Source organism: Methanosphaerula palustris E1-9c (assembly GCF_000021965.1).
Classification (GTDB): domain Archaea; phylum Halobacteriota; class Methanomicrobia; order Methanomicrobiales; family Methanospirillaceae; genus Methanosphaerula; species Methanosphaerula palustris.
On record NC_011832.1, the window covers coordinates 951,306 to 976,502 of the forward strand.

At 57.3% G+C, this 25,197-nt stretch carries 20 protein-coding genes; 10 read left to right on the forward strand and 10 right to left on the reverse strand.

Going from position 1 to position 25,197, the window contains the following annotated elements:
- Window positions 1–478 precede the first annotated feature (478 nt).
- The 3 genes from MPAL_RS14265 to MPAL_RS04615 all read left to right on the forward strand — a co-directional run bounded on the left by MPAL_RS14265 (window position 479) and on the right by MPAL_RS04615 (window position 3,733).
- Complete coding sequence (locus MPAL_RS14265) at window positions 479–1,018, forward strand: hypothetical protein (protein ID WP_052292193.1); 540 nt, start codon at window positions 479–481, stop codon at window positions 1,016–1,018.
- Window positions 1,019–1,672: 654 nt separating this feature from the next.
- Entirely contained in the window at window positions 1,673–2,365 is a 693-nt protein-coding gene (locus tag MPAL_RS04610; RefSeq protein WP_012617594.1) for a FadR/GntR family transcriptional regulator, read from the forward strand.
- Window positions 2,366–2,392: 27 nt separating this feature from the next.
- Window positions 2,393–3,733 (forward strand): CynX/NimT family MFS transporter, encoded by a 1,341-nt coding sequence (locus MPAL_RS04615; protein WP_048145685.1) that lies wholly within the window; start codon window positions 2,393–2,395, stop codon window positions 3,731–3,733.
- Window positions 3,734–4,139: 406 nt separating this feature from the next.
- On the opposite strand, the gene MPAL_RS04620 is transcribed toward MPAL_RS04615, so the two are convergent.
- Entirely contained in the window at window positions 4,140–5,024 is an 885-nt protein-coding gene (locus MPAL_RS04620; protein WP_012617596.1) for a DNA-methyltransferase, read from the reverse strand.
- A 114-nt stretch (window positions 5,025–5,138) separates the two neighbouring features.
- Here MPAL_RS04620 and MPAL_RS16185 point away from each other — a divergent pair, with 114 nt between their 5' ends.
- Together MPAL_RS16185 and MPAL_RS04625 are read left to right on the forward strand one after the other, a co-directional pair.
- Window positions 5,139–5,297 (forward strand): hypothetical protein, encoded by a 159-nt coding sequence (locus MPAL_RS16185; RefSeq protein ID WP_158303632.1) that lies wholly within the window; start codon window positions 5,139–5,141, stop codon window positions 5,295–5,297.
- A gap of 996 nt (window positions 5,298–6,293) precedes the next feature.
- The gene (locus tag MPAL_RS04625; RefSeq protein WP_012617597.1) at window positions 6,294–7,211 is read left to right on the forward strand and encodes a DUF4349 domain-containing protein; all 918 of its coding nucleotides are present in this window, start codon (window positions 6,294–6,296) and stop codon (window positions 7,209–7,211) included.
- 14 nt (window positions 7,212–7,225) lie between these two features.
- On the opposite strand, the gene MPAL_RS04630 is transcribed toward MPAL_RS04625, so the two are convergent.
- The gene (locus tag MPAL_RS04630) at window positions 7,226–8,452 is read right to left on the reverse strand and encodes a BaiN/RdsA family NAD(P)/FAD-dependent oxidoreductase (RefSeq protein ID WP_012617598.1); all 1,227 of its coding nucleotides are present in this window, start codon (window positions 8,450–8,452) and stop codon (window positions 7,226–7,228) included.
- A 118-nt stretch (window positions 8,453–8,570) separates the two neighbouring features.
- Window positions 8,571–8,849, reverse strand: coding sequence for a hypothetical protein (locus tag MPAL_RS15720; RefSeq protein ID WP_012617599.1), 279 nt, complete (start codon window positions 8,847–8,849; stop codon window positions 8,571–8,573).
- 152 nt (window positions 8,850–9,001) lie between these two features.
- Between MPAL_RS15720 and MPAL_RS04640 the strand changes: the two genes are divergently transcribed.
- A complete protein-coding gene (locus tag MPAL_RS04640) occupies window positions 9,002–10,252 on the forward strand; it encodes a nucleotide sugar dehydrogenase (RefSeq protein WP_012617600.1) in 1,251 nt (416 codons plus the stop codon).
- Between the two features lie 63 nt (window positions 10,253–10,315).
- Here the strand turns inward: MPAL_RS04640 and MPAL_RS14275 are convergent, their stop codons facing one another.
- The 3 genes from MPAL_RS14275 to MPAL_RS14280 are packed head-to-tail and all read right to left on the reverse strand — an operon-like array spanning window position 10,316 to window position 14,091.
- On the reverse strand, window positions 10,316–11,545 hold the full coding sequence (locus tag MPAL_RS14275; protein ID WP_330217443.1) for a double zinc ribbon domain-containing protein: 1,230 nt from the start codon (window positions 11,543–11,545) through the stop codon (window positions 10,316–10,318).
- A 24-nt stretch (window positions 11,546–11,569) separates the two neighbouring features.
- Window positions 11,570–11,833 (reverse strand): NAC family transcription factor, encoded by a 264-nt coding sequence (locus MPAL_RS04650; RefSeq protein WP_236610429.1) that lies wholly within the window; start codon window positions 11,831–11,833, stop codon window positions 11,570–11,572.
- Entirely contained in the window at window positions 11,830–14,091 is a 2,262-nt protein-coding gene (locus tag MPAL_RS14280; protein WP_012617603.1) for a PAS domain S-box protein, read from the reverse strand. The genes MPAL_RS04650 and MPAL_RS14280 overlap by 4 nt, the downstream gene beginning before the upstream one ends.
- A gap of 502 nt (window positions 14,092–14,593) precedes the next feature.
- On the opposite strand from MPAL_RS14280, the gene MPAL_RS04660 reads away from it, so the two are divergent.
- Window positions 14,594–14,875 (forward strand): hypothetical protein, encoded by a 282-nt coding sequence (locus tag MPAL_RS04660; RefSeq protein WP_012617604.1) that lies wholly within the window; start codon window positions 14,594–14,596, stop codon window positions 14,873–14,875.
- A gap of 34 nt (window positions 14,876–14,909) precedes the next feature.
- Here MPAL_RS04660 and mutL read toward each other — a convergent pair whose 3' ends face one another.
- Together mutL and mutS are read right to left on the reverse strand one after the other, a co-directional pair.
- Window positions 14,910–16,721 carry a DNA mismatch repair endonuclease MutL gene (mutL, locus tag MPAL_RS04665; RefSeq protein WP_012617605.1) on the reverse strand — a complete coding sequence of 604 codons (1,812 nt, stop codon included), beginning with the start codon at window positions 16,719–16,721 and terminating at the stop codon, window positions 14,910–14,912.
- Window positions 16,718–19,342, reverse strand: coding sequence for a DNA mismatch repair protein MutS (gene mutS, locus MPAL_RS04670; protein ID WP_012617606.1), 2,625 nt, complete (start codon window positions 19,340–19,342; stop codon window positions 16,718–16,720). The genes mutL and mutS overlap by 4 nt, the downstream gene beginning before the upstream one ends.
- A gap of 104 nt (window positions 19,343–19,446) precedes the next feature.
- On the opposite strand from mutS, the gene MPAL_RS04675 reads away from it, so the two are divergent.
- Window positions 19,447–20,967, forward strand: coding sequence for an MBL fold metallo-hydrolase (locus tag MPAL_RS04675; protein ID WP_012617607.1), 1,521 nt, complete (start codon window positions 19,447–19,449; stop codon window positions 20,965–20,967).
- 60 nt (window positions 20,968–21,027) lie between these two features.
- Here MPAL_RS04675 and MPAL_RS04680 read toward each other — a convergent pair whose 3' ends face one another.
- Window positions 21,028–22,266 carry a proteasome-activating nucleotidase gene (locus tag MPAL_RS04680; RefSeq protein ID WP_012617608.1) on the reverse strand — a complete coding sequence of 413 codons (1,239 nt, stop codon included), beginning with the start codon at window positions 22,264–22,266 and terminating at the stop codon, window positions 21,028–21,030.
- An 84-nt stretch (window positions 22,267–22,350) separates the two neighbouring features.
- Here MPAL_RS04680 and MPAL_RS04685 point away from each other — a divergent pair, with 84 nt between their 5' ends.
- Together MPAL_RS04685 and MPAL_RS04690 are read left to right on the forward strand one after the other, a co-directional pair.
- Complete coding sequence (locus MPAL_RS04685; RefSeq protein ID WP_236610431.1) at window positions 22,351–22,815, forward strand: multiprotein bridging factor aMBF1; 465 nt, start codon at window positions 22,351–22,353, stop codon at window positions 22,813–22,815.
- A 257-nt stretch (window positions 22,816–23,072) separates the two neighbouring features.
- Entirely contained in the window at window positions 23,073–24,383 is a 1,311-nt protein-coding gene (locus MPAL_RS04690; RefSeq protein WP_148208142.1) for a hypothetical protein, read from the forward strand.
- A 201-nt stretch (window positions 24,384–24,584) separates the two neighbouring features.
- Here MPAL_RS04690 and MPAL_RS04695 read toward each other — a convergent pair whose 3' ends face one another.
- Complete coding sequence (locus MPAL_RS04695; protein WP_012617611.1) at window positions 24,585–25,073, reverse strand: ferritin; 489 nt, start codon at window positions 25,071–25,073, stop codon at window positions 24,585–24,587.
- Window positions 25,074–25,197 lie beyond the last annotated feature (124 nt).

Consider the following 25,197-nt stretch of genomic DNA (forward strand, 5'->3'; position numbering starts at 1 on the left):
AGGATCTCTGGACCATCTTAGAATTGTTGCTAGGATCTATGAAAAATTGGGTATCGGTTCAATCATTGATCGGTGTGTTCCCAAGACTCAGTAGTTCGCTAATTTTGTAAGGCATCCAAATGTACTTTTGATCATAAATAATTCAACAAAATAGGAAAATATACCTTTGATCATAAATAATTCAACAAAATAGGAATATATATATACACTTTTCTGGCTGCCCTTTATGGTCTCACAAACCGGGAGTAGACCCTGTACTGATGTTTCTTACATTCATCCGAAAGAATGTTGCGATCTGGCTGTAGCGGCTCTGAACCGTCAGGTGAATATTCTGATTCAGGGATCCCTGACCCAAACTACTATCTTTCGTACACTCGTTGGGATAGCCATGGAGCGACAGTCAATCCATTCGATCAGTTCGCTTCTGGAGAAGAGTCCGTGTGAAACCTCACTTCGGTATCATCTTTCCAAACTCCACATGGATGACCTCGAAGTCACAAATTCGGCGATTCTAACTCATTCGATCTCCTCGGTCCTTATGCCTGGAAAGGCATACACGTTCGCCATTGATTACACCAATGATCCATATTATGGGACGGTTTCACCCGAGAATGAGGGATACGTCATCCGAAGTCGGCTCAAGAAATCAACGAACGAGTTCTATTCCTACGTTACGGTCTATGCAATCACCCAGGACCGCCAGGTTACCCTGGCGGTCTACCCTGTGACACGGGGTACATCCAAGGTCGCATATATCGCCCGCTGTCTGGATGCAATCACGACAGCGGGTCTGAAAATTCGGGCACTCTGTCTGGATCGGGAATTCTACGCACGAAAGGTAATCGACTTCCTGACAACCGTTCAGATCCCATTCATCATCCCAGTCCGAAAACACAGTCGAGCGATGAAACAACTCCTGAACGGAACAAAATCACGGTTTGAAGAGTATATTATGCGTGGAAAACCCTCGCTTCATCTGAACATTGCGATAAACGTGAAGTATGCAAACGGAAAATGAGGGAAACATGGGGTCGAGAACCTTGGGTATGTGGTACATGGCATATCCTGGGATCCCCAGCGGATATTCATAAAACCTACTGATCCAGGTTTGTGATCGAGTCGTCGTACCGGAAGCGTAATCAGGTCAAACCCAGGACATCAACCCGCAATCCGGTGATCCGATATCTCTTCGCTATCATCTCGTTTCTGCTCAAGAATCTCTGGATAGCGGTGCTTTGGACACGATTCTCACCCGTGAAACAAGGTCCTGGAACCATTGAGATAGGCGCGTTCAGATTTGATCAGTTCAAGTTGTTTGTCTGGGAGGCCGTACGATTAATCTTAAAGGTCGTGATAAAAATTCCTGCCCTCAGAAACCCAGTATAACTGAAGGAGACTTGGAACGCTGATGAATGAAAAAGACACGGAGCAAAATTAGCTAAGTACTGAACAACCAGTTTTATGGTTTGCCCGCAAGGGAAAATCCACAAAACACGCAAGTGTCTATACACTTGCCCTGCTTGCGGATTTTTCTTCGGGCAAAACCGTAGCGATTAATACTGACTTCGAGCGTTGGATAAAAATTTTGAGTTAACTCGACAAAGTCAAAATATATATGGTAGTATAATCATATTATCCAATCATCCTATGTTTAGAAAGGAGTAATTGATAGATGGCGATTCAAAAAGCAAGCCGTTCCACCCTTGTCGGACAAGTGGCGGAGCAGATGGAACAGATGATTGAAAGCGGCCAGTGGCAAGTCGGAAAAAAGATTCCCGCTGAGCCGGAATTGATGGGCCAGTTTGAGGTCAGCAGAAACACGCTGCGAGAGGCAATCCAGTCTTTAGTCCATGCCGGACTGCTAGAAACTCGGCAGGGTATCGGCACTACCGTAAAGTCAGACAGTGACTTAGGCGTTGTGCTGGAACGGAAAATTAAAAAGAGCGATCTTTTGGAAACTTTAGAAGTCCGTTTGGGATTTGAGCGTGAGGCAGCCCAGCTTGCCGCTGAACGAAGGACTGCGGAGGATCTGGAACAGATTCAGTGTTGCCTTGATCAGTGTAAGCAAGCGTCTGAAAACAACGATTTATTCCAATTCGTTAAGATGGATATTGCTTTTCATAAATCCGTTGTGAAAGCTACGCATAATGGAATGTTCATTGAGCTTTATGAACATATCACCGATGCTTTACAAAATTCCATCAACGAAATTATGCGCATTAAAAATACGGTCCATGTTGAAAATGAAATTCATATCGATCTTTTTCAAGCTATCCATTCGGGAGATCAACAATTGGCTTTGGATTGTGTCAATAAATATTTGAACGATGCAAAGGAGTCGCTAAGCCTTATGCTGAACGAGTAAATTTTTCGCGTTGACAAGGTGATATACTTGAAGCAACTCAACAACAATCACGAAAAGAACGTTTCTTTAAAGCCATCAAAATCTACATCACTAATGCTGATTATCGGAATTGTATTTATTGCGGCGAATTTACGGGCACCTTTAACATCGGTTGGTTCCTTAGTTGATCTGATTCGTGGCAGCTTGCATATTTCAAACACATTAGCGGGTATGATCACAACCCTTCCGTTATTTGCTTTTGCCGTATTTTCACCTTTCGCGCCAAAGTTAGCGCGTCGGTTCGGAACGAAATTGGTGCTGCTTTGGTCGCTGATCTTCCTGATGTTCGGAATTATATTACGCTCATTATCTGGAGTATTTGGACTCTTTCTCGGAACAGCGATTCTAGGGTTGTCTATCTCTGTCGGCAATGTACTGATACCCAGTTTGATCAAGGGGGAATTCCCCGAACGGGTTGGGGTAATGACGGGCATTTATTCTGTTTCCATGAATGTATTTGCAGCGTTGGCATCGGGTATCAGTATCCCTATTGCAGGAATGGGATTGGGATGGGCCGGAGCTTTAAGCATTTGGGCTGCACTTACTTTCCTATCCATTATCCTTTGGATACCTCAAATTAAACGCAGAAAACACGAAATGACCATCATCGAGGAAACGGCCGATATTGAGATCGAAACGGATAAAGAAGACATCCAAGAGGAAATCGAAAAAATAGAAGTTGTTAAGGGAGAAGTAGTTGAAAAGGTAAATTTGTGGAAATCGCCTTTGGCGTGGCAGGTAACGATATATATGGGCTTACAGTCCTTAGTGTTTTATTGTATGGTTGCATGGCTGCCGGATATTTTAATTCATCAGGGCATGGATTCGGGTAAAGCGGGATGGATGCTTTCTCTCATGCAACTGGCGTTGATCCCTATTACGTTTGTGGGTTCTGTCCTTGCGGGACGTAAGGCCAATCAGCGTTCCCTGGTTATCATTGGTTCTCTCTGCGTCTTGGTAGGATTTTTCGGGCTGCTGTTCGGGGGATCGGGATTTGCATTCCTATGGATTATTATATTGGGCATCGGCGGCGGATTTACTTTCAGCCTTTCCATGATGTTTTTCAGCCTCCGTACGAGAAATGCGGATGAAGCGGCGAGGTTGTCCGGTATGGCACAATCTATAGGTTACCTACTTGCCGCTTTTGGTCCTATGCTTTTAGGGTTTCTGTATGATTCGACAAACAATTGGACACTGCCGCTTATAATGCTGATCGGGGTTGCCGTTGTATGTTTGTTTAGTGGACTGGGCGCATCGCGCGATCTGTACGTCGGTTTATCGCAGGACAGCAAGACAACCAGAAAATATATTGTTTCTAATTCTGACTAACCAAGTAAATCACTTCACAAGGATTCGGGGGCAAGAGTGTGGAATCAGCAAAACAATTTATCAGCACGGCGGTCATGAATAAAGCCTACAAGTATAAGAGTACACATAGGAAAATTGTCCGAATTAGGTGTCACCAGATATCAGAGGAAATACTGATTTCTACTGCACGTGTCTCCTCCCGTAACACGCGCTTGGGATGTGGATCCGGGAACCCGGGACGGAGGGCCGGCCGTTCTGCTGATCGAAGAAAAAGAAAGATTACTGTTCTGGACGATCGGAGGATCCGCCTTCCCGTGACTGTTTCCCCTACTTCGGATCCCGCTTCTTCAGAGCCTTCTCAAGGGCCCATCGCCCCCGTCCGAACTCCTCCCCCAGTTCGGCCAGCGTCTCTGTTCTGGTCTTCCCCTCATCCCGGAGGGCAGCGAACCGCCGGGCGAGCCGGGCAGACTCCTCCTCGGTCCACGGTCGACCGCGGTTCTTCGTCTCCCTGATGGTGGGTGTCCTGAGCGTGGGGATCAGATAGCCCGGGGAGATCCGCTCCAGCTCCCTGATCTCGGTATCGTACATCTGTCTGGAGATCTCGAACCCGACCGCCCGGCGGGTTCAGACCGATGGCCACCTTCGCCGTCGAGAAACCCCCGAGGAAGAAGTCCGCCACCAGGTCGCCTTCATTGCTGCTGTACTGGATCATCTTTGCGAGCAGTTTGAACGGGAGCTCGTTCTTATTCTTGACCTGGCTGGGCTTGTACTCCCGGTTGATGACCCAGACATCCTCCCGGTCGGCATTATTGCAGGACCGGCCGTCCCCGGTCTTCTCCACGAGCCCGAACCGTGATTCGAGATTGAACGTCCGCCGGCCGCCCGGTTTCTCATAGAAGAGGATGTGGTAGTGGGACGAGACGAACTTCTGCCGGGTGAAGACCCCAAAGGAGTACTTCCAGATGATGTGGTTGACCTCGGTGAGACTGGTCCCCCGGAGGGCGTTGAGGATGTCGACCAGGTTGGTATACCCTGAAACGATGTAGATCGAACCCCCCGGCCGGAGCACCCGCTCGGCCTCTCTGATCCAGTTCACGCTGAAATCGGCGTACTCGCTCTGGGGAATCTCAATATACCCGTCGACCACGAACGCCTCGTTCCGGTTGTAATGCCGGTGGAGTTTGTCCCCGTTGATCCCGTAGGGGGGATCGGTGATGATCAGGTCCACAGAATTATCGGGGATGGCGGCAGCCGCCCCGCTGATACAGTCGCCATGATAGAATGTGCTGTTGTGGAGGGTCACCGGTGCCATGGTTTGTGAGGGATTGGTACTGCATAGTTGGGGATGATGGTATTTTAGTGATGAGTATTGGGGGGAACGTGAGGTGAAGGAATAGAATTTTCGGAAAGAGTACGGGAGCAATGAATGGTTCTTCCGAAGAACCGCCGGCCCGCCGTCATCTCGCCAGGCGAACGGAAGGCGGTCGACTGTGAGTGGAGGCGGGGAACCGACCCGCATCGGTCCGTGCCGTGTCGATCGATAGCCGGCTGGAAGAACGGGATACCGCGACAACGGGGATGGTGAATTCCCGACAGCCTTCAACTCTTCGACAGAATATATCCGTTCGGCAGCCATACCATCACCTATGACCGAACAGGAACTGATCGAAAACCACGAACACCCGGGACCATTACAAACATGCAGGGTATGTTCCTCTGAGTACTGTCCCGAATGCGACCGCTCCTTCTTTGGTATCTGCGAGAGGTGCGGGTACAAAATCCTGATAGTACTGGTCTGTGTTATGGTTGTCCTCTCGTATGTGGCGTGGTCCTTTCTGTACTGATGGTCCTCCTGCCACTGACTGCTGGAGAGGCCCGGGGTGGCAACGGATATGAAAACAAAATTTTTTCCAGCAGAAACCTGATGCCACCAGAGAGAAAGGGCAGACTGGCTCATCGGGATCCGGTTCTCATCGGCACTTTTCAGAGGAACCCTCGATGCCGGCACCCCATACGACCGCCCGGTTCATTTTCTTGACCGACTGGTCCAGGGAATGGACCGATGAAGAGAGGAGTATGCCCGATCATATCCCGGGAATATATATGGCACCGCCGGCAACAGGTTGATGTGGTAACCTGCACAGGAGGTCTCTCAACGAGAACCACCGCACCTCCGGCAGTTCATTACCACAGCTCACTCCGAGTTTCGTCCGCAGGATACGGGGAGAAGTTCAGGATAATTCTCCCACAACGAGCATCCTGTCGACGACCCGAGAGCGTATCAGAACGGAAAGCAGGGACATTCATCGCCAGTCTGATCGCAGGGACGCCCTCATACCAGCGTCATCGTGAAGATCCGGCGGATCAAGCACAGTCTGCAGATCCAGAACCAGATCAGCAGTACCACTGGAGAACCAGCCACAATATCTTAATCGAGAGCATCTGAATCAATTTCATACGAAGAGATTTCATCCTATTCGACACCTTTTCTGGGTCGGACAGGTCCGGTCTGGACCTGCCCGTCTCATCTTCCTCCATCCCGGAGAAAGGACTATAACTATTCGACACGGTCATCATCACTATGGACAGACGAGTGGTGTGGGTGCCAGCGCTGGTGATCCTGGTGATCGGCCTGGTAGTGGCAGGGTGCATGACGTACCCGGTCAACAACGCGGGATCCAGTGGAGCCAGTCCGCCGGTGACCGATGTATACGTCGGGACGACCAGCGATCAGAAAGCGGTGGCCCCGGTGTCGACGGCGGCTTCGGATTCGGTCTCCAGCGCCAATACCGCGGAGACCGGTGTCGTGGTCGATCAGAAGATCGTCTATACCGCCCAGGTGGGCCTGGAGGTGAAAGACGTCCTGACGGCCGTCGACACCTTGAAGACCATCGCGGCCGGGCGAGGGGGGTACCTCGCCTCGTCCAGTCTCACCACGCAGGGCGAGACCCGCTCGGCGAAGGTCGTCTTCCGAGTGCCGGCCGCGGCGTTCGAGAACGCCCTTGCTGACGTGAAGGCGGCCGGGAACGTCCAGTCCGTCTCACAGAGCGGCGAGGACGTGACCGCTGATTACGTCGACCTCAACGCCCAGAAGACCTCCTACCAGAACCAGCTGACGCAGTACAACGAACTGATGAAGAAGAGCGTGAAGGTGGAGGACATCATCGCCGTGCAGGAGCAGATCGACCGGGTCCAGACCAATCTGGACCGGCTGGAGGGAAGGCTGCGAGTCCTGAACAACCGGACCGCTCTCTCGACCATCACGGTGAACCTTAAAGAGCCGGCCCCGATCGGCGGGAGTTCCGGCAACAGCATCATCGATACGATCAATACGGGGATCGCCGGGTTCTTCGGTATGATCGAGTGGCTGATCATCGCCTTTCTGACCCTGCTCCCCCTCTTCATCGTCGGGGGGGCAGTGTACGGGGTCTACCGGTGGCGCCGGTCGAAGAGAGGAGAGATCCCTGTCGCCCCGGTGCAGGAACCGCGGGAGAAGTGAAGGGCGGGGAGACGTCACCGGCGGGTGCCGGCCGCGATCTTTTTGGCGGCCAGCGCCCCGGTGGAGAACGCGGCCTGGAGGTTGTAGCCGCCGGTGTCCCCGTCGATGTCGAGCACCTCCCCGGCGAAGAAGAGATGCGGGACGAGCCGGGACTCCATCGTCTTCGCGTTCACCTCTGAGAGATCCACCCCGCCCCTCGTCACCATCGCCGCCTCAAACCCCTCGAGGTTCTTCACGACGAACGGGCACTCGGTGAGCAGGGTGATCAGGTGCTTCCGCCCCTCTTTTGCGAGATGCGCCGCCGTCATATCCGCAGGGATGCCGGCCATCTCCACCAGTCTCCGCACCAGCCGTTCGGGGAGTTGGTACTCGGCGAGGACGGTCCTGACCAGCCGGGTGCCGTTCGCTGCGATCCGGGCGTTCAGGTCGCCGGCAACCCCGTCCCGGTTCATGTCGGGCAGAAACGAGACCTTCAGTTCGTCGCCGGGGAGGATGTGCCGGGAGAGGTCGAGGATCCCGGGGCCGGAGAGGCCGTGATGGGTCAGCAGCAGGTCGCCGGTATGCTGCCTGACTCGTTTTGTATCCCTGAACAGGGAGATCGTCACCCCGGCAAAGGAGATCCCTGAGAGGTCGGCGAACGGGTAGCCGTCGACCATCACCGCCGCCAGGGCCGGGGCGACGGGAGCGATCGTGTGGCCGAGGCTCCCGGCGATCCGGTAGCCGTCCCCGGTGGAGCCGGTGGCCGGGTAGGACGCCCCCCCGGTGGCGATGACCAGCGAGTCCGCATGGTAGGTGCTGGCCTCCGTCCGGACCAGGAACCCGTCCTGCTCCCGACGGACCTCCTGCACCGGTTCGTTGCACCGGACCTCCACGCCTCGTTCCCGGCAGCAGTTCAGCAGGGCGTCCAGCACCTCGGTCGCCTTCCTCGACTCGGGAAAGACCTTCCCCTGCGGTTCGGTGATCGTCCGGACCCCGTGGTCGGCGAAGAATCGGATCAGGTCGAGGTTATTGAAGTTCATCAGGGCCGGCCGCAGAAACGTGCCGTGGTCCCCGTAGTGCGGGAGAAACTCGCTGACCGCCCCGCCATGCGTCAGGTTGCACTGTCCGGTCCCGGTGATCAGCAGTTTTCTCCCGCATGCGTTCTTCTTCTCAAGGACGACGATCCGCCGTCCCACTCCAGCCGCCTGCAGTCCACAGAAGAGCCCGGCCGGCCCTCCCCCAACGATCAACACGGTATCCACACAGCACCCCCCGGATAGCAGCAAGCGCTATCGGGTTCTTCCGAGTACCTGTGTGCCGTCACTCTTCATAATGACGACTGCACCGCTGGTCGGATAAAAAAAGAGAAGGGATCCCCTGTCAGTGTTCGATGCCGGTCCTGGTGATCTTCTTCTCAGGTTTGATCGGCTCGGGCTGGTTGGTATGAGGAGGAAATTCATCGGCCTCTGGCTTGGTATGGGTGTCATGCTGGGGCGGCAACACCGACATGTGCTGGGGATGGTGCGGGAGCTGGGGCATATGGTGGTCCTGGGGATGGTGCTGGTCCAGTTCGATATGCCTGATCTCGTCCGGGCTGGTAGCGGCCTGCGGAGTCTTTGGATAATCCGGCTGGCGATCCGGTCGTGGTCTCGGTGACATAGCCTTTCATCTCGCTCTCGCCTGATAATACAATCGTTCGGGGAGGAAGATCCGGCCGGCCGTCACCAGGCGATTGGAAAGCCGAAACAAATACCGTCCTATTATAACAGAGGCAGACAATGATCTTTCATTCTCATTGATGGAGTTTAAGCATGGTTTCACATACAATTTCTGATAAGACCGTCTGTGTCGTCGGTCTCGGATATGTCGGACTGCCGCTCGCAGAAGACTTCTCCCAGCATCTCCGGACGATCGGGTTTCGCAGAGACCAGAAGAAGGTCGACGAACTGAACGCGACCGAGGGGAATCGGATCGAGGCGACGACCGACCCCGCCCGGATCAGAGAGGCAGACTTTGTGATCATCGCCGTCCCGACCCCGGTGAATAAAGCGAAGGACCCCGACCTCGAGCCGGTCGAGTCGTCGGCGAAGACGGTCGGAAAGAACCTGAAGAAGGGAGCCATCGTCGTACTGGAGTCGACGGTCTATCCGGGCGTGACCGAGGGGATCATGGGCCCCATCCTGGAACGGGAGTCGGGCATGGTCTGCGGGAAGGACTTTGCGATCGGCTACTCCCCCGAGCGGATCAATCCGGGTGATGAAGAGCACGTCCTCGCACGGATCAACAAGGTCGTCTCCGGAATGGACGCACCGACCCTCGAGGCCCTGACAGAGTTGTACGGCCTGGTCACCAACGTCTATCCCGCCCCGAACATCCGGACCGCCGAGGCGTCGAAGGTGATCGAGAACGTCCAGCGGGACCTCAACATCGCGCTGATGAACGAACTCTCGATGATCTTCTCCAGGCTCGACATCGATACCGAGGAGGTGCTGAAGGCCGCCGGCACGAAGTGGAACTTCCATCACTACCGTCCGGGAATGGTCGGCGGTCACTGCATCCCGGTGGACCCCTATTACCTGGTCAAACGGGCGAAGGAGGTCGGATATCACGCTCAGGTGATCCTCGCCGGCCGGTCGATCAACGATTCGATGCCGAAGTACGTCGCCGATCTCGCCGTGAAGGGCTTGAACAAGGTCGGCAAGACGATCAACGGATCGAAGGTGCTGATCATGGGCCTGACCTACAAGGAGGATGTGGCCGACATCCGGGAATCCCCGGTCGAGAATATGGTCCACGAACTCAAGGAGTTCGATGTCCAGGTCTACGGCTACGACCCGCTCCTCTCCGACACGGTGATCGAACACTTTGGGGCCATCCCGCTGCCGAACCTCGATCAGAAGATGGACGCGGTGATCATCGCCGTCGCCCATCAGCAGTTCAGGCAGATGCCGGTGGAGACGATCCGGGCGCTGATGAACGATCACCCGGTGCTGATCGATGTCCGGGGGATGGTCGACCAGGAAGTCTGCAGAGACCAGGGGATCTACTATCGGAAGCTCTGACGGGGTTGGCACTCGTCGGCTCTCTCAGAGTCTCCCCACTTTTATGACGGCGGTTCTCCGTTCCTAACTGCCGGTGGTCACCAGTCCGTACTTCTTCTTCAGCAGCAGATACTGGGCGTAATGATACTCATCGAGGGTCCTCCCCATACTCTGCAACCCCCGCCACTCTTTCGCATCGGCTGACTCATCAGCGATGCTGGTGAACGCAGCCCCGTCGGCGAGTGGGATCACCGTCGGGGTGGAGGAAAGTTTTCCGACACCTGCGTAGTTTCCGCTGCTGTCGGTGATGATCGAGGGCTCGGTCGACTCGACGAACGCGTAACCAGAGCCGGCGAAGTCGTACCCGGTCGGGCACCGGATCCCCACGGCCATGTGCCGCTCGCTCTTGAACTCGAAGAGCGCGACCCCGAACCCGAGATCCCGGAGGAGCGACGCGAGCAGCACCGACTTCTCCCCGCAGAGCCCCTGATCGTCGTACAGCACTTCGAGCGGGTACCGGTCCCGCCGGTCCGTGGTGTTGAGTTCTGCCTTGGCGGTATCGTACGGAATATGCTGAACCGCACTGATTGCAATCCTGGCCTGATCCTCTGGATCGTCGGTGATCGACCGGATCTCTGCTGCGAGAGCCGCAAGGTCGGGCCGCTGCACCGGGTCATTGAGGATCTGCTGGTAGTACCGCTGCTCGTCTCCATAATACTGAATCTCCTCGGCGGTTGTCTTCTGGTACGCCGAGCGATGGACCTGGAAGGGGATCGTCCCCTGCCCGTTGTCGAGGATCCCGCCGCGGAGGACATAGGTGAGCGTCCCGTTCAGGATATTTGGATCACCAGGCGTCACCTGGGCGATGGTGGCGACCTGAAGGTTCATCGCCGTCTGGGTGAGGGTATCCCCTGTGGGATCCTGAGTGAGAACAGCCTGGAGCAGTGGTCCGGCAAAGAGGGTGACGAGGAGGATCGCCGCGATGAACAGCAGCCCCCCCATCCGGTGAGGGTGCGGCCGGCGCCTGCTGGTGGATGGACGGGCCGGCGGTATTCTCGGTTCTGGGGAGAGGACGGCCCTGATCCGAAACCCGCACGACTGACAGTAGTTGCCGCTGTCGGCAGGAGATTCTGTTCCGCAGTAGGCACAGACCCTCATCGCGGCCTGTGGATGATTGTCCAGCCCTGTCGGGACCTCCCGCAGGTCTCCTCTGCAGTAGGGGCAGATCTTCCATTCCTGCTGGACGGGTCTCTTACACTGGGAACATCGATCGATAGTATCGCCTGAACAAAAGAGAGAATGACATCTGATCAGAAGAACGTTTCCGGTCGCCCATCTTCATTCCAGGTAGGCTTCGAACAGCCCCTGCCCGTACGCTGCCGTCTTCCTGGTCGGGACATAGTTGTAGACCCTGGTCCGTTCGAGCAGCGCTTCGATGATCGCCGCTTCATCGTGCAGATCGAGTCGCCTGACTGATTTAATGATCTCATCGAGCCGGTCGATCCCGGTCGGCTTTCCTTCGACGACGATCTGTTTGGTTTCAGAGGGTGGCAGCCCGCCGCAGATCTTACAGTAATTCCCTTCATTCCCTTCGGACATCATTTCCCTTCTGGAGATGACCGCTCTGAACGGGGCTCGGTCTCTCTCCTTTCTGATCTGTATGGCGTTCCCGGGATATCACTCTGATCCGGCTGGATGGTGTGACCCTCATCCTTATGATCGACGAATCTGAACGCTCCTTCAGGGATCAACAGATCGAACTGCGCCCCCTCGCCGAAGGTTCCGGTCTCCTGGATGGTGATCCCGGTGATGTCCAGGATGTCACGGATGATGAAGAGCCCGTACCCGGTATTCTTCCCGAACCCCCGTTCAAAGATCTTCTCCTTCTCTTTTAGAGGAATCCCGTTCCCATCATCTGATACCGAGATGATCAGCCCCTCTGGAACATCTCTGCAGGAGACCGTGATCCTGGTCAACAGTCTGGCATGCCTGAGGGCATTGTCCAGCAGGTTGTAGAAGACCTCGGTGATCAGCGGATCTGCATAGATCTCGAGCCCCCCGATGGTATTCTCCACTACGACTTTCCCTGAATCGAGCCTTGATGTCACATAATCGAGGATGAGGCCGATCCGGTGCCATCCCGGCGCCTGTATCCCGATGTCCTGGTAGTCCCTGGTGAACTCGATCTGCAGCCGGATCGTCCGGGCTACCTTCTCGATCTGTCGAAGGTAGGGACCGGTCGTCTCACTGATGCCGGCATCCTCTGCTGCGTCCTCGGTGAGCGTCAGATATCCGCGAAGCACCGTCAGCTGGTTCAGGATGTCATGCCTGGTCACACTGGAGAGTATGTTCAGTTTCTTGTTCGCCTGGTTGATCGCATGCTCGGCCTTGACTCTGTCGGTGATGTCGACGAACGATTCGAGGAGGTACTGATGACCCTGAATCCAGAATGGAGAGACCGATTTCAGGATCGAACATCTCGTTCCGTCAGCTGTGATCAGCACCCGTTCAGAACGGTCCATGATCATCTTCAGATCGGTGATCGGGCATCGTCCCCTCTCGGCCGGGCAGATCGCATCCTGGCAGCGGGACCCGATCAGTTCCTCGGCGGGGGTGCCGATCATCCAGGCGGCTGCGGCATTGATATCCACAATCCGGTGATCCTTTGCGTCGATCAGCATTACGCCGGCAAGGATCGAGTCCATCATCGCCTGGTAATGCAGATCCTTCCCCTTGGCACTGAACGAGGGGAATTTGCTCCCTGTCTTTTGGAGAACCAGCATCGTCGCCGGCTTCTTCTCCAGGACGATGGAATGAGCGATCGATAACGCATGGACGATATTGCCATCCTTTCGATGCAGTATCACGCCATTCGCCTGGTCCTCATCACCCAGGTTCTGGAAGTCCAGTGATGTATGGAGGATCTGGTGCAGGGGCATCTGCTGCAGTTCCTCTTCGGTATACCCAAGCAGTTCCGTTGCAGCCCGGTTCCCCGTTTCAATCAGTACCTGGTCCCCCTCTCCAATCCGGGTGATCAGACACGGGTCGTTCTGGGTGGAGAAGAGTCTGGTAAACTGCTCTTCGTAGTGGACACCCGCCTCCTTATAATTCTCCTCTGCCGTGATGTCCTGAAGAGAGACGATGTTGGCTGGTTTCCCCCGGTACTCGATCATCGTCCCGATCGACTTCACCCACCGCTTCTTCCCGGTGCAGGTCTGCAGCCTGTACCGGGCCTCGTACCTGCTCTTCCCGGCCAGCACGTTCGAAAGATCGTCGATCACCTGCCCCTGTGACTCGGGAGCGATGAACTCAAAGGTGTTTCTTCCGATCATCGCAGCAGGATCATCGAATCCGACCATCTCTGTGGCCATCCTGTTCGCGGACAGGATCGTGCCTGTAAAGTCCTGGATCATCACGCCATTGAGTGAGTAATCTGCGAGAAACCTGTACTTCTCTTCGCTCTCTAACAGTGCCAGTTCGGCCTGCCACCGCTTCACCGACTGCCAGACCATGTTCCTCAGTTCGGCAAACTGTGCCTTCGGGTCGCCGCCCTTCTGCAGATAGAAGTCTGCACCTGAGTTCAGCGCATCGATCGCAACATGTTCGCGTCCCCTGCCGGTGAAGATACAGAACGGGGTCTTGCCTCCGGCCTGTCGGAATCTCTGCAAAAATTCGATCCCATTGATCTCTGGCATCTCGTAGTCCGATACGATGGCGTCGAACTGCCGTTCCGTAAGAAGTTTGAGGGCGTCGGAAGCGGATGAGCAGGTGATTGCTCTGATCTCGGGATCCTGTTCAAGAAAGAGTTGGGTCAGGTCCAGGAGATTGGGTTCATCGTCAACAAGGAGTACAGTGATCATAAGGTTATCCTCTGCCATCTGTGGATGAGTATGCAGCCGGCAGGTGAACGCTGGAGAGGCGTTACGTTCTGATGATCTACTATCATCTGATGGAGTTTATATTAACCTTCCTTTTTGATTGCCTCCTCATCTTTCAGGCGATGATTATATAGGATTACATGAGTATTTCGGATTAGGGGGATGAACGAGATGGAACCGGTTGTGGGGAGACTCTGGTGAGGAAGAGGAACAGCAGAACCTCTGGGAAGCGTCGAGATCAAGGCCTGGACTCCAGAGACCCAGTTCGAGGCGCTGGAGTTGATCGATCGGCATATCCCACACCTTTTCTCCTGGTCTGCAGGATCGTCAGGTTCCTGACCGAGGCCGACGACCCTGTGGTTCGGGAGCAGGCCGGGGAGTTGCGGGTCTGATGCAGTGAGAACTACTGTTTCTGACCCTCATCGAGCCCCTCCTCAACAATCTTCGGGAGTTCCGGAAGAACTCGATCGCCCCGATCCTGACGATGCAGGCACGGGTGCGGAAGATGCAGCCCTTTCTTGAGTATGCGATGATCCCCCTCTCAAAGTATTATAGTTCATGGATGGAGAAGATCCCCTCGTTCACCCCGTCACGGTCCAGTAACAGCCTCATCCTCGACCGGATGGAGGAACGGATACGGCGGCTCAGCGAGGAACTGGAACTGGTGAGGGCCGAGGCTGAGATGAACCATGACGAGTTCGAGGGGCTGAAGAAGATGTTTGAGCACCTGGAGTTGGAACTGGACGGTTCCTACCAGTATCACTGAATAAACCACTGAAAAATGAACACCGGACCGATCTTCAGGTCCGCAGAAAGAGCGCGGCCAGTTGCTCCAGGGTGAACCTGACCACGGTCGGTCGTCCGTGAGGACAGGTGAACGGATCCTCGGTGGCAGCCAGCTGGGCGAGCAACTGCTCACCCTGCTCGTTCGTCAGCGCCGCCCCCGCCTTCACCGCCCCTCTGCAGGCCACCCTACTTGTGATCGCATTTCGCGTCGCCGTCTGATCGCCGGGTTCTTCACCGATCACCCCGGCGATGATCTCCCTGACCTGTTCGGGGTCTTCGATCCGTCCGAAGATCACCGGCACCGCAGAGACCGCAAAGGAATCCCTGCCGAACTCCTCGATCCGAAACCCCTCTCGTTCGAAGATGGGGGTCGCCTCCCTGATCGCCTCTGCCTCCTGCAGCGTGACCGTCAGCAGCACCGGGGTGATCAGCTCCTGGGTCTGGACGGTCCGGTTCCGCCGGATCTGGTCGTAGAGGATCCGTTCATGGGCGGCGTGCTGATCGATCAGGCAGAGGGTCTGGTCCGGGGTCTCTGCGATCAGATAGGTGTTCGCCACCTGGCCGAGCACCCGCATCTCGGGAAGATTGCTGTGGCCGGGTGCACCCTCCTCGGGGGATACGGGCCGGCTGGTCAACCTGAGCTGCTGGGTGGTCAGCAGCCTCGGGGCTGTGGTCTGCTGCAGGCGGCGGGGGGATGGTGATGACGATGGCGCCGGCGTTCCTGTCCGCGCTGCACCGCTGGAACCGGCGTACAGTGCGTTCGTCTCTCCGACCCCTTCGGCCTTCTGCCCGGCAGGGTGATAGGTGATCGGCCGATAGAGCAGGTCTGCTTCATCGAGTGCAGCCCGGATCATGGCCGTCACCGCCGCCGTGACGGTCTGTTCCTGGTCGAGCCTGACCTGCCGCTTGGCCGGGTGGACGTTCACATCGACGAGCGTGGTATCGATCGTCAGGTCCAGGAACGCGACGGGGTATCGGTCCTTCGGGAGGAGCGTTCCGTAGCCCTCACGGATCGCATTCAGGAGGGCCCGGTTGTAGATGTCCCGCCGGTTGATGCTCAGGTGGACCTGGTAGGGTTCGAGCCTGCTGATCGCCGGTGGGGAGATGAATCCCTCGATTTGGACCGGACCGTCTGACGCACTGACCGGGATCAGCCCCCTGGCCAGCTCCGGACCGTACAGTCCGACGATCGTGTCGCGCTTGTTGGAGGACCGCTGGGTGGTGATCCGTCCGCGCCGGTTCAGCAACAGCCGGAACCCGATCCCGGGGTTGGCCAGGGCTATCCGCTCGACGATCCCGTACAGATGGCCGAGTTCGGTCTTCAGTGACTTCTGGAACTTCTTCCGTGCCGGGGTGTTATAGAAGAGGTCGTCGACGGTGACCGTGGTTCCGAGAGCAGACCCGGCCTCGGCCACCTCGTCGATCGCCCCGCCGCGGATCGAGACCCGGGTCCCGGAGGTGCTCTCCTTCTGGCGGGTCACCAGCATCATCGCTGAGACGGCCCCGATACTGGCGAGCGCCTCACCCCGGAACCCCATCGTGTGAATCGTCGAGAGGTCGTCGAGGGTCCGCAACTTGCTGGTGGTGTGCGGGAGGCAGGCGATCGCCGCGTCCTCCCTGCTCATCCCCCGGCCGTTGTCGACGATTCGGATCCGGGTGATCTCCCCGTTCTCGGTGGTCACCTCGCACCGGATCTGGTCCGCCCCGGCATCGATCGCATTTTCGATCAGTTCCTTCGCCACCGAGGCCGGCCGCTCGATCACCTCGCCGGCAGCGATCTGGTTGATCGTCGCCTGATCGAGCTGCCGGATCACCTGATCGCTCATACCCCGCCCCCTCGGAGATGCTCTTTCAGGGCGTAGAGCGCCTGCAGGGCCTGCAATGGCGTGAGGTCGTCCGGGTTGATCCCCCGGAGGGCCTTGACGGCCGGGTGCTCGACCGCCTCGGATTCGGGGCTGATCAACAGCATCTGCGTATACCGGGCCTTCTTCGGGGTCGTGCTGTACTCCCTTCCCATCACCTCGGCCAGGATGGCGGTCGCCCGGTCGGTCACCTTCCTCGGCACCCCGGCCAGGGTGGCGACATGGATACCATAACTCTTGTCGGTCGCCCCGGGGATCAGCTGCCTGGTGAAGATCACGTCGGTCCCGGTCTCCTGCACGGCCAGGTGATAGTTCCGAACCCGCTTTAAGGTCGCCTCGACGTCGACCAGCTCGTGGAAATGGGTCGCGAAGAGGGTCCGCGGCCCGCTCTTTCCCTTGCCGTGCAGGAACTCGAGGACGGCCCGGGCGATGCTGTATCCGTCCACTGTCGATGTCCCGCGACCGATCTCGTCCAGGATCACCAGGCTCTGCGGGGTCACGTGGTTTAAGATGTTGGCCAGTTCGACCATCTCGACCATGAAGGTGGACTGCCCGCGGGCCAGGTCGTCGAACGCCCCGACCCGGGTGAAGACCCGGTCGACCAGCCCGATCGTCGCATGGTCGGCCGGGACGAAACTGCCCATCTGCGCCATGATGCAGAGGATGGCGAGCGACCGCATATATGTGGACTTGCCGGCCATGTTGGCACCGGTGATGATCAGGATCTGCTCCTCCGCTCCGTCCATGCTGGTGTCGTTCGGGATGAACCCGCCCTCGACATGCTGCTCGACGACCGGGTGCCGCCCGCCCCGGATCAGCACCTTCGGTTCGTCGATGATCACCGGACGGGTGAACCCGTCCTGGACCGCGACCTCGGCGAGGGCCGAATAGAGGTCCAGCCAGGCCACCGATGCGGCGTTCTGCTGGAGCATCGGGACCGAGCCGGCCAGAGAGGTCAGCAGTGCTGCAAAGAGCATCGTCTCCCGTTCCAGCAGGTGCTCTTCGGCCTCGGCGATCTGCTGCTCCTGCTCCCTGAGGGCCGGGGTGGTGTAGCGCTCGCCGTTGGTCGTCGTCTGTTTCCGGTCGTACTCGGCCGGAACCAGCGCGGCGTTCGCCTTGGTGACCTCGATGTAGTAGCCGAAGACCCGGTTGTAGGCGATCTTCAGCGTCCGGATCCCGGTCCGTTCCCGCTCCTTCTGCTGCAGGTCGAGGATCCAGTCCTTCCCCGACCCCGAGAGAGACCGGAAGTGGTCGAGGGTCTCGTCGTAGCCGTCCCGGATCATCCCCCCGTTCCTGGTGTTCGCCGGCGGGTCGTCGACGAGGGCCCGCTCGATCAGGTCCGTGATCGACCCGGGGTCCTCGATGCCGGCGACGGCCGTGGCCACCTCGGCAGGGACCGTCACCTCCGGGTCGCTGAGCAGGGAACTGATCATCGGGAGGACGGTCAGCGAGCGGTTCAGGGTGACCAGGTCCCGCGGGGTCGCACTCCCGTAGGCGATCCTGCCGGCGATCCGTTCGATGTCTGCAGAGCGGTGAAGCAGACTCCTGACCTCGGAGCGGACCATCGGGTGGTCGACGAAGAACGAGACCGCATCGAGCCGCTCCTCGATCTGCTCGCGGTTGAGCAGCGGGCTGACCAGACAGGACTTGAGCAGCCGTGCCCCCATCGAGGTGCCGGTCCGGTCGAGCACACTGAGGAGTGTTCCGTCCTTCGCCTCGCCCCGGATCGTCGAGACCAGCTCCAGGTTCCTGAGCGTGATCTCGTCCAGCACCATCCGCTCTTCCGCGGTCCGTGTCGAGAGGGTCGTGATATGCGTCAGCGGGGCGTGATGCATCTCTAGGGCATAGGCGAGCGCCGCCCCGGCCGCCCCGATGGCCAGGGGAAGGCCGGCACAGCCGAACCCTTCGAGGGTGGCGGTCTGGAAGTGATGCTTCAGCAGTTCGTTGGCGGTGCCGGGTGCGAAGGACTCGTCCGGATACGGGGTTACCACCGGGCAGATCTCCCTGGCCGCGGCGATCAGATCCGGGTCTGCCGAAGCCGGAACGATCACCTCGGTCGGGCCGATCCTGGCCAGTTCGGTCCGGAGACCCGAGCAGTCGGACCCGGACCTGGTGACCAGAACCGAGAAGGCCCCGGTCGAGACGTCCAGCGAGGCCACCCCGATCTGGTCTGTCCGCCGGTCCAGGGCGACCGCCACCAGCGTTCTGGCCTCGGCCGACCCGAGCAGCTCCGACTCGATCACCGTTCCCGGCGTGATCACCCTGACCACCTCGCGCCTGACCAGCCCTTTCGCCTTCTTGGGATCCTCGACCTGCTCCCCGACGGCGACCTTGTATCCCCGCCTGACCAGCCGGGCGATGTACCCGTCCGCAGCATGATAAGGAACCCCTGCGAGCGGAATCTTCTTACCTGCGCTGTCTGATGATCGCGAAGTCAGTACAATATCCAGTTCGCGTGCGACGATCTCTGCGTCCGCACCGAACGTCTCGTAAAAGTCGCCCATCCGAAAGAGGAGCAGAGCATCGGGATACTGTTGCTTTGCAGCCTGATACTGCCTCATTCCTGGACTCAACCCCCCGGTCATTGGCACTCTCTTATCAATTCATATCAGAGAGATATAAGGGCGACGTTTGTGCGTCCTGATCCTTGATCATTTATCAGAGGAGCGCGATACTCTCTCTGAGACAGATGGAGAGAGAGGAGAGGTTCTCATTTATCGCCCGTGTTCCCGATGAACCCGGAGCGTTGCACCGGGTCGCTGCGATCATCACCGAGTTCGGGCTGAACATCACCCGGACCCAGTACGACCAGCGGATCGACAGAGAGACGGTCTTCTTCGAGGTGATCGGGGACGCCGGGCAGTACCGGCAGGTACTCGATCACCTGAACCTGGCCGGCCTGCTTCAGACCTCGCTGCCCAAGATTCGTATCCTGAAACTGTATGTCTACCTGCCGCACCAGGCAGGTGCCCTGTCTTCGTTCCTCGATCTGGTCCGACAGGGCGGGGCGAACATCTTCTTCATCGACTTCGACGAGCGGGGCCGCCACCCCGAACGGGTCACGATCAGCCTGAACCTGGACCAGAACGGGGTCGTCGACGACCTGCTCGGCCAGCTCAGTTCAGCCTATAAACTCGAGGTCGTCGAGTACGACCCGACCGGCCATCACCTGGACGACACGATCTTCTATGTCCGGTTCGCCCAGCGGGTGCGGGAACTGATCGGCGATGGAGCGGACGACTCGTTCCTGCTCCAGTTCCTCCATGACATCAACCACACCGTACAGGAACTGATGAACCGGGGGCGGGACCCCCAGGAGGTCTTCGCGAACGTCCTTTCCGCCGGCCAGACCCTGCATAAGACGAGCAAAGAGGGTTTTTACTCTGATATTCAGCAGATACAGGTCAGCGATCTGGTCACGCTCTTCTGTTTCCAGATGCCCTGCGGGGGGAACGTCTTCCTCTTCAAGACCGGCGACGAACTGGTGCTGGTCGATACCGGGTTCGGGATCTACCATGACGATATTGTTCAGATGTTAGCACGGTATGGATTCACCGATCTTTCGAAACTGACGCGGATCATCATCACCCATGCGGATGCTGATCATTGTGGTGGATCCGGCCTCTTCCCGGTTCCCTGTTACATGCATCCCGGGACACTGGAGGTGATCCGGCAGGCGAACCGGGCATACGGCTCCCGATCGGAGGGTTCGGTCCTCGAGGAGGTCTATACCACGATGATCAACCTCTTCTCCAGATTCGCCATTCCCGAGGACGTGCACCTCTTCTCGTCTGAACCACAGGGGATGGTCGGGCCGTTCCCGATTGTTGGGGAGGTCACGATCGGCGACCTGCAGTTCCTGGTGCTCGAAGGGCTCGGCGGACATATGTATGCGCAGACCTACCTCTTCTGCAGAGAGGCAGGACTCTTCTTCGCGGCCGACTGTGTGATCAACTTCGACAGCCTCACCCAGGCCCGGCGAGACTACAGCACCCTCGCGGTGCTGCTGGTCACGTCGGTGAACGTGGATAGCGACCTGGCCCGGACCGAACGGAAGGCGGTCGTACAGATCCTGAACGACCTGAATCATACACGCGGTCAGGAAGAACGGCCCTGCCTGATCTGTGGCGGTCACGGTGCCGTCTCGGTGCTGGACCATGGACGGCTGGTCCCCTATGGAACCGTCACCCATTACGCTGCAAAAGAGTAGTTCTCTGCACTCCTGTTTGAAAATAGGACTGGGGATGGGATGATCGGTCCTATCCCATTTTCATGCAAACATGGCCCCTGACGTATTGATCAGGGAGTCCCGTTCAAAGTCGTTGGAGAATTTTTCGATCGATTGTTCAAAATCCTCCAGTGTCACCATCTCATGGTCCGATCTGATCGCGAACATCCCTGCTTCCATGCAGATAGAACGCAGATCTGCCCCGTTTTTTCCATCGGTCCGTGTGGCGATATCTCTGATGTCGACTTTTTTGTCGATGTTCATCCCGGCACAGTGGATATTCAGGATCGAGACCCTTCCTTCGATATCTGGAGCCGGGATCTCGATGATCCGATCGAACCGTCCCGGCCGAAGGAGGGCGCGGTCGAGGATATCGATCCGGTTTGTGGCCCCGATGATCCGGACATCCCCACGGTTGCTGAACCCGTCCATCTCGGCCAGCAACTGCATCAGGGTCCGATGCACCTCGCGGTCTCCGGAGGTGTTCGACTCGGTCCTGGAAGCTCCGATGGCATCGATCTCATCGATGAAGATGATGGAGGGGCTCTTCTTCTTGGCCAGTTCGAAGAGCTCCCTGACCAACCGGGCCCCCTCGCCGATGTACTTCTGCACCAGTTCAGACCCGACCACCCGGAGAAAGTGTGCCTCGGTCTGGTGAGCGACAGCCCGAGCCAGCAGAGTTTTCCCGGTTCCGGGCGGCCCATGGAGGAGTACCCCCTTCGGCGGCTCGATCCCCATCTTCCGGAAGACCTCCGGCTTCTTCAGGGGTAACTCGACAGCCTCCCGAATCTCGTTTATCTGCTTCTCAAGCCCACCGATCTCCTCATAGCGTTCGGAAGGCGCTTCGATCACCTCCATCCCGTAAATCTGTGCATCATAGTTGGTTGGGAGTATCTCGACGATCGCAAGCGACTGCTGGTTTAAGGTGCAGCGGGCCCCTGGTTTGATCTCTTCGATATTGAGACTCTGCGATATCCCGACCAGAAATCGTGGGCCAGCGCTCGATCTGACGATCACCCTGTTCTCATCGATCAGGTCGGTGACCGTCCCGATCACGAGGGGCGGGGACTTCATCTGCTCGATCTCCCCCTTGAACTTCCGCACCTCGCGTTCGTATCGTACCTTCTGGGTTTCAAGATAGCGCTTATCAGCTTCGATCTGACGGAGCTGTTCCCGGAGTTCCGTATTCCGATCCTCCAGGTTTGTCACCCTTTCGAGGAGGTACCGATAGAGATCCTCCCCTTTTTGAGGTTCAGGTAAATGATTCAGGGTGTCGGCCATCGTGTCCCTCTCAAATAGATATATAGGTGAAAATGACTATAAAGATTTTTGCGAAGTAGTATGCATTGTGAATTATGTGGATCCGTGATCACCGGCCCCTCTGCAAAACGAGTCAGAATTGAAGGTGCAGAGCTCGAGGTCTGTGGTCAGTGTGCCAAATACGGGGTTGAAGTGCAGCAGCCAAAGAAACCTGCACTGAAGCGGAATGTCCCCGGAGCCAAAGCAACGCCAGTTGTTCATCACAGGCGCGATGCCTTTGATATGATGGACGGGGAGATTGTTGATGACTATGGCGAGCGGATCAGGAAAGCCCGGGCAGCGAGGGGCATGTCCCAGAAGGATCTCGCGCTTGCGGTAAAAGAGAAGGAGATGCTGATCAAGAAGATCGAGAAGGGCGACCTGATCCCTGAGGACGATGTGCGTAAGAAGATCGAGAAGGAACTGCTGATCAGGCTGGTCGACTCGCCTGAGGATCCGATCGAAAAGAGGCGTGCCGATCAGGTGAAGACGACGTTCGGCGACCTCATATCCATCAAGCGACAGCCCTGACGGGTCTTTCGATACCATACCGGGATCCCCGGCAATCTCTTTTTGCATGACCCTGTACGTCTGACCATGGCGTACTGTGCAGGATCGTCACTATTTCATGAGCGTTCATCTCAAATGTTCCATTGCATGCATTCCACTTCTGCGAGTGGTCTCGGTGGGAAGATGCACAGGGGCAGTTTAAAGAAGTACATAATCCATCTACCCGTATTGATGCATTCGATGATCCCGGGACGGAGAGGAGAGTGACCTTGCTGGAAATGCCTCGGATATGGTGCACCGTTGTTCTGGCAATGCTGGTGGTGGTTCTCGGTTTGTCGGCGGGATGTACTGGCCGTGATTACGTCCCCAATAGAGACATCGTGGTCCTCAAACTGACCCCTGACTGCTCGCTTGAGTGGACGAGGGTCATCGATGATGGATTCGATGACGCGGCTCTGGATCTGATCGAAATTTCAGGCGGGGGATATGCGATCGCCGCGCAAAATTCGAGTTCGCGGTTCGGCCCATCCCGACCTGTGCTGATCCGGCTCTCGCAAGATGGTGCCATTGATGGGGGGAGATTCGTCACGGATGGACTGGACGTCGCCAGGGCAGTCATAGCGACAGGTGACGGCGGTACTGCCGTGCTCACCGGGAACGGAACCGTCGTCCGGTTCGATCCCGAGGGACGGATGCTCTGGGAAAGGGCCACCGGGATCCCGGAGGCATATATGCTCCTGTCGACCTCTGATGGGGGCTGCCTCGTGGGTGGCCGAATCATGTACCAGGTCCCGGTGAACGATACCGCCGGCGTCGGCACCGTCCTTCCGGCCCCGGTCAGGACGACGGAAACAGGGCTGAGCAGCGGAGGCCCGATCCTTGCAGAGGCAGCCGACCCGTCCATACATCCCACGCTCCTTGAGGTCCCCCGTCGCTTCACGATGGTGAGAATGGCGATGGTGATGAAACTGGCCCCGGACGGAGCGATCGACTGGGAGCGCCAGTACGACGATCATGGCCTCACCAGCGTGGAATCCTTAACCGAGGGACCTGAGGACGCGGGGTTCCTGCTTGCCGGAGAGGGTACGCTTCCGAACGACAGTTTCAGCACCCCTCTGCTCGTGCTGCGTCTCGACCCCGAGGGGACGCCCGGCCAGGTCATACAGTTCGGTGAGGCGACCTCCTTTCCATGGTCGGTCAGGATGAAATCGGATCCCCGCGGATACCGGATACTGTACCAGCCGATCCGGATCTCGCAGGAAAATTATTATCGCAGCGTTGTGGACGTGGTGCTCGATCGCGACGGGCGCGAGCTCGAACATCGCACTATCGACGCGAGCATCGCCGTCACCTGGACGGAGAACGGGGGATATTTCTCGGTTGGCATCCCACCTGGAGAGGATAGGACCGGTTACGACGTCAGCTGCGGCCTGAACGGTAGATGTTCTTTCCACGCTCGCGTCTTCGACAGTCAGGGAATGCTCGTCCTGGACCGTGTACTGCCGACCACGACATTTAGCGAAGTAACAAAGGTCGTGCAGACAGTGGACGGCGGGTATGCGATCCTCGCATTGCGGCAGAACGAATAACTATCGAAAAGCGTTACCTGGACATTTGCGGACCTGGTGGCTCGAATGAAACGCCCGGTTGGCACAGCCACGCCATGACCATGCTGGCGACCCGGTCTATAACAACCCAGCCAACGATCGGCGCCCGCCAGGGTGTCATCATTTCTTTTGATCAGTTGTGTTTGCTGAGGGAATTTCCAAAAAATAAAAGGGGACTGCCGATCACTCGCGCTTGGCGAGGTGGTGGTCCAGGTAGAAGAGATGCCCCGGGACATCGCCGACGGTTTTGATCTGTTCAAGGATCGCCAGAGCGTTCCCCTCCTCCTCGATCTGCTCGGTCACAAACCACTGGAGCGCCGCTGCCGTGGCGTAGTCTTTCTTCTCGAGGGTCAGGTCCATCAGTGCGGAGATCATCGCGGTCACCTTCTGTTCATGATCATAGACCTGCTCGAAGACCTCCTCTGTCGACTTCCACTCCTCAGGCGGCGCCTCGATCGGCTGGAGCAGAGCCCTCCCGTTCATCGCGATCAGGTGGTCGTAGAGTTTCATGCCATGGGCCAGTTCCTCGCGGGCCTGCACCCGCAACCAGTGGGCGAACCCTTTCAGGTTGATCGAATCAAGGTACGACGACATCGACAGATACAGGTACGCAGAGTAATACTCCCTGTTGACCTGCTTGTTCAGCGCCTCTTCAATTGATTTTTTGATCATGTTCAGTACTCCATCTTTGACCTGACTCCGCGCTCTTCATCTTTAAACCTTGTCACGGTTCTATGGGATGGCCGGACGATACAGGGATTGAGAAAATGTGATGGAAAAAAGATCGATGCTGGGA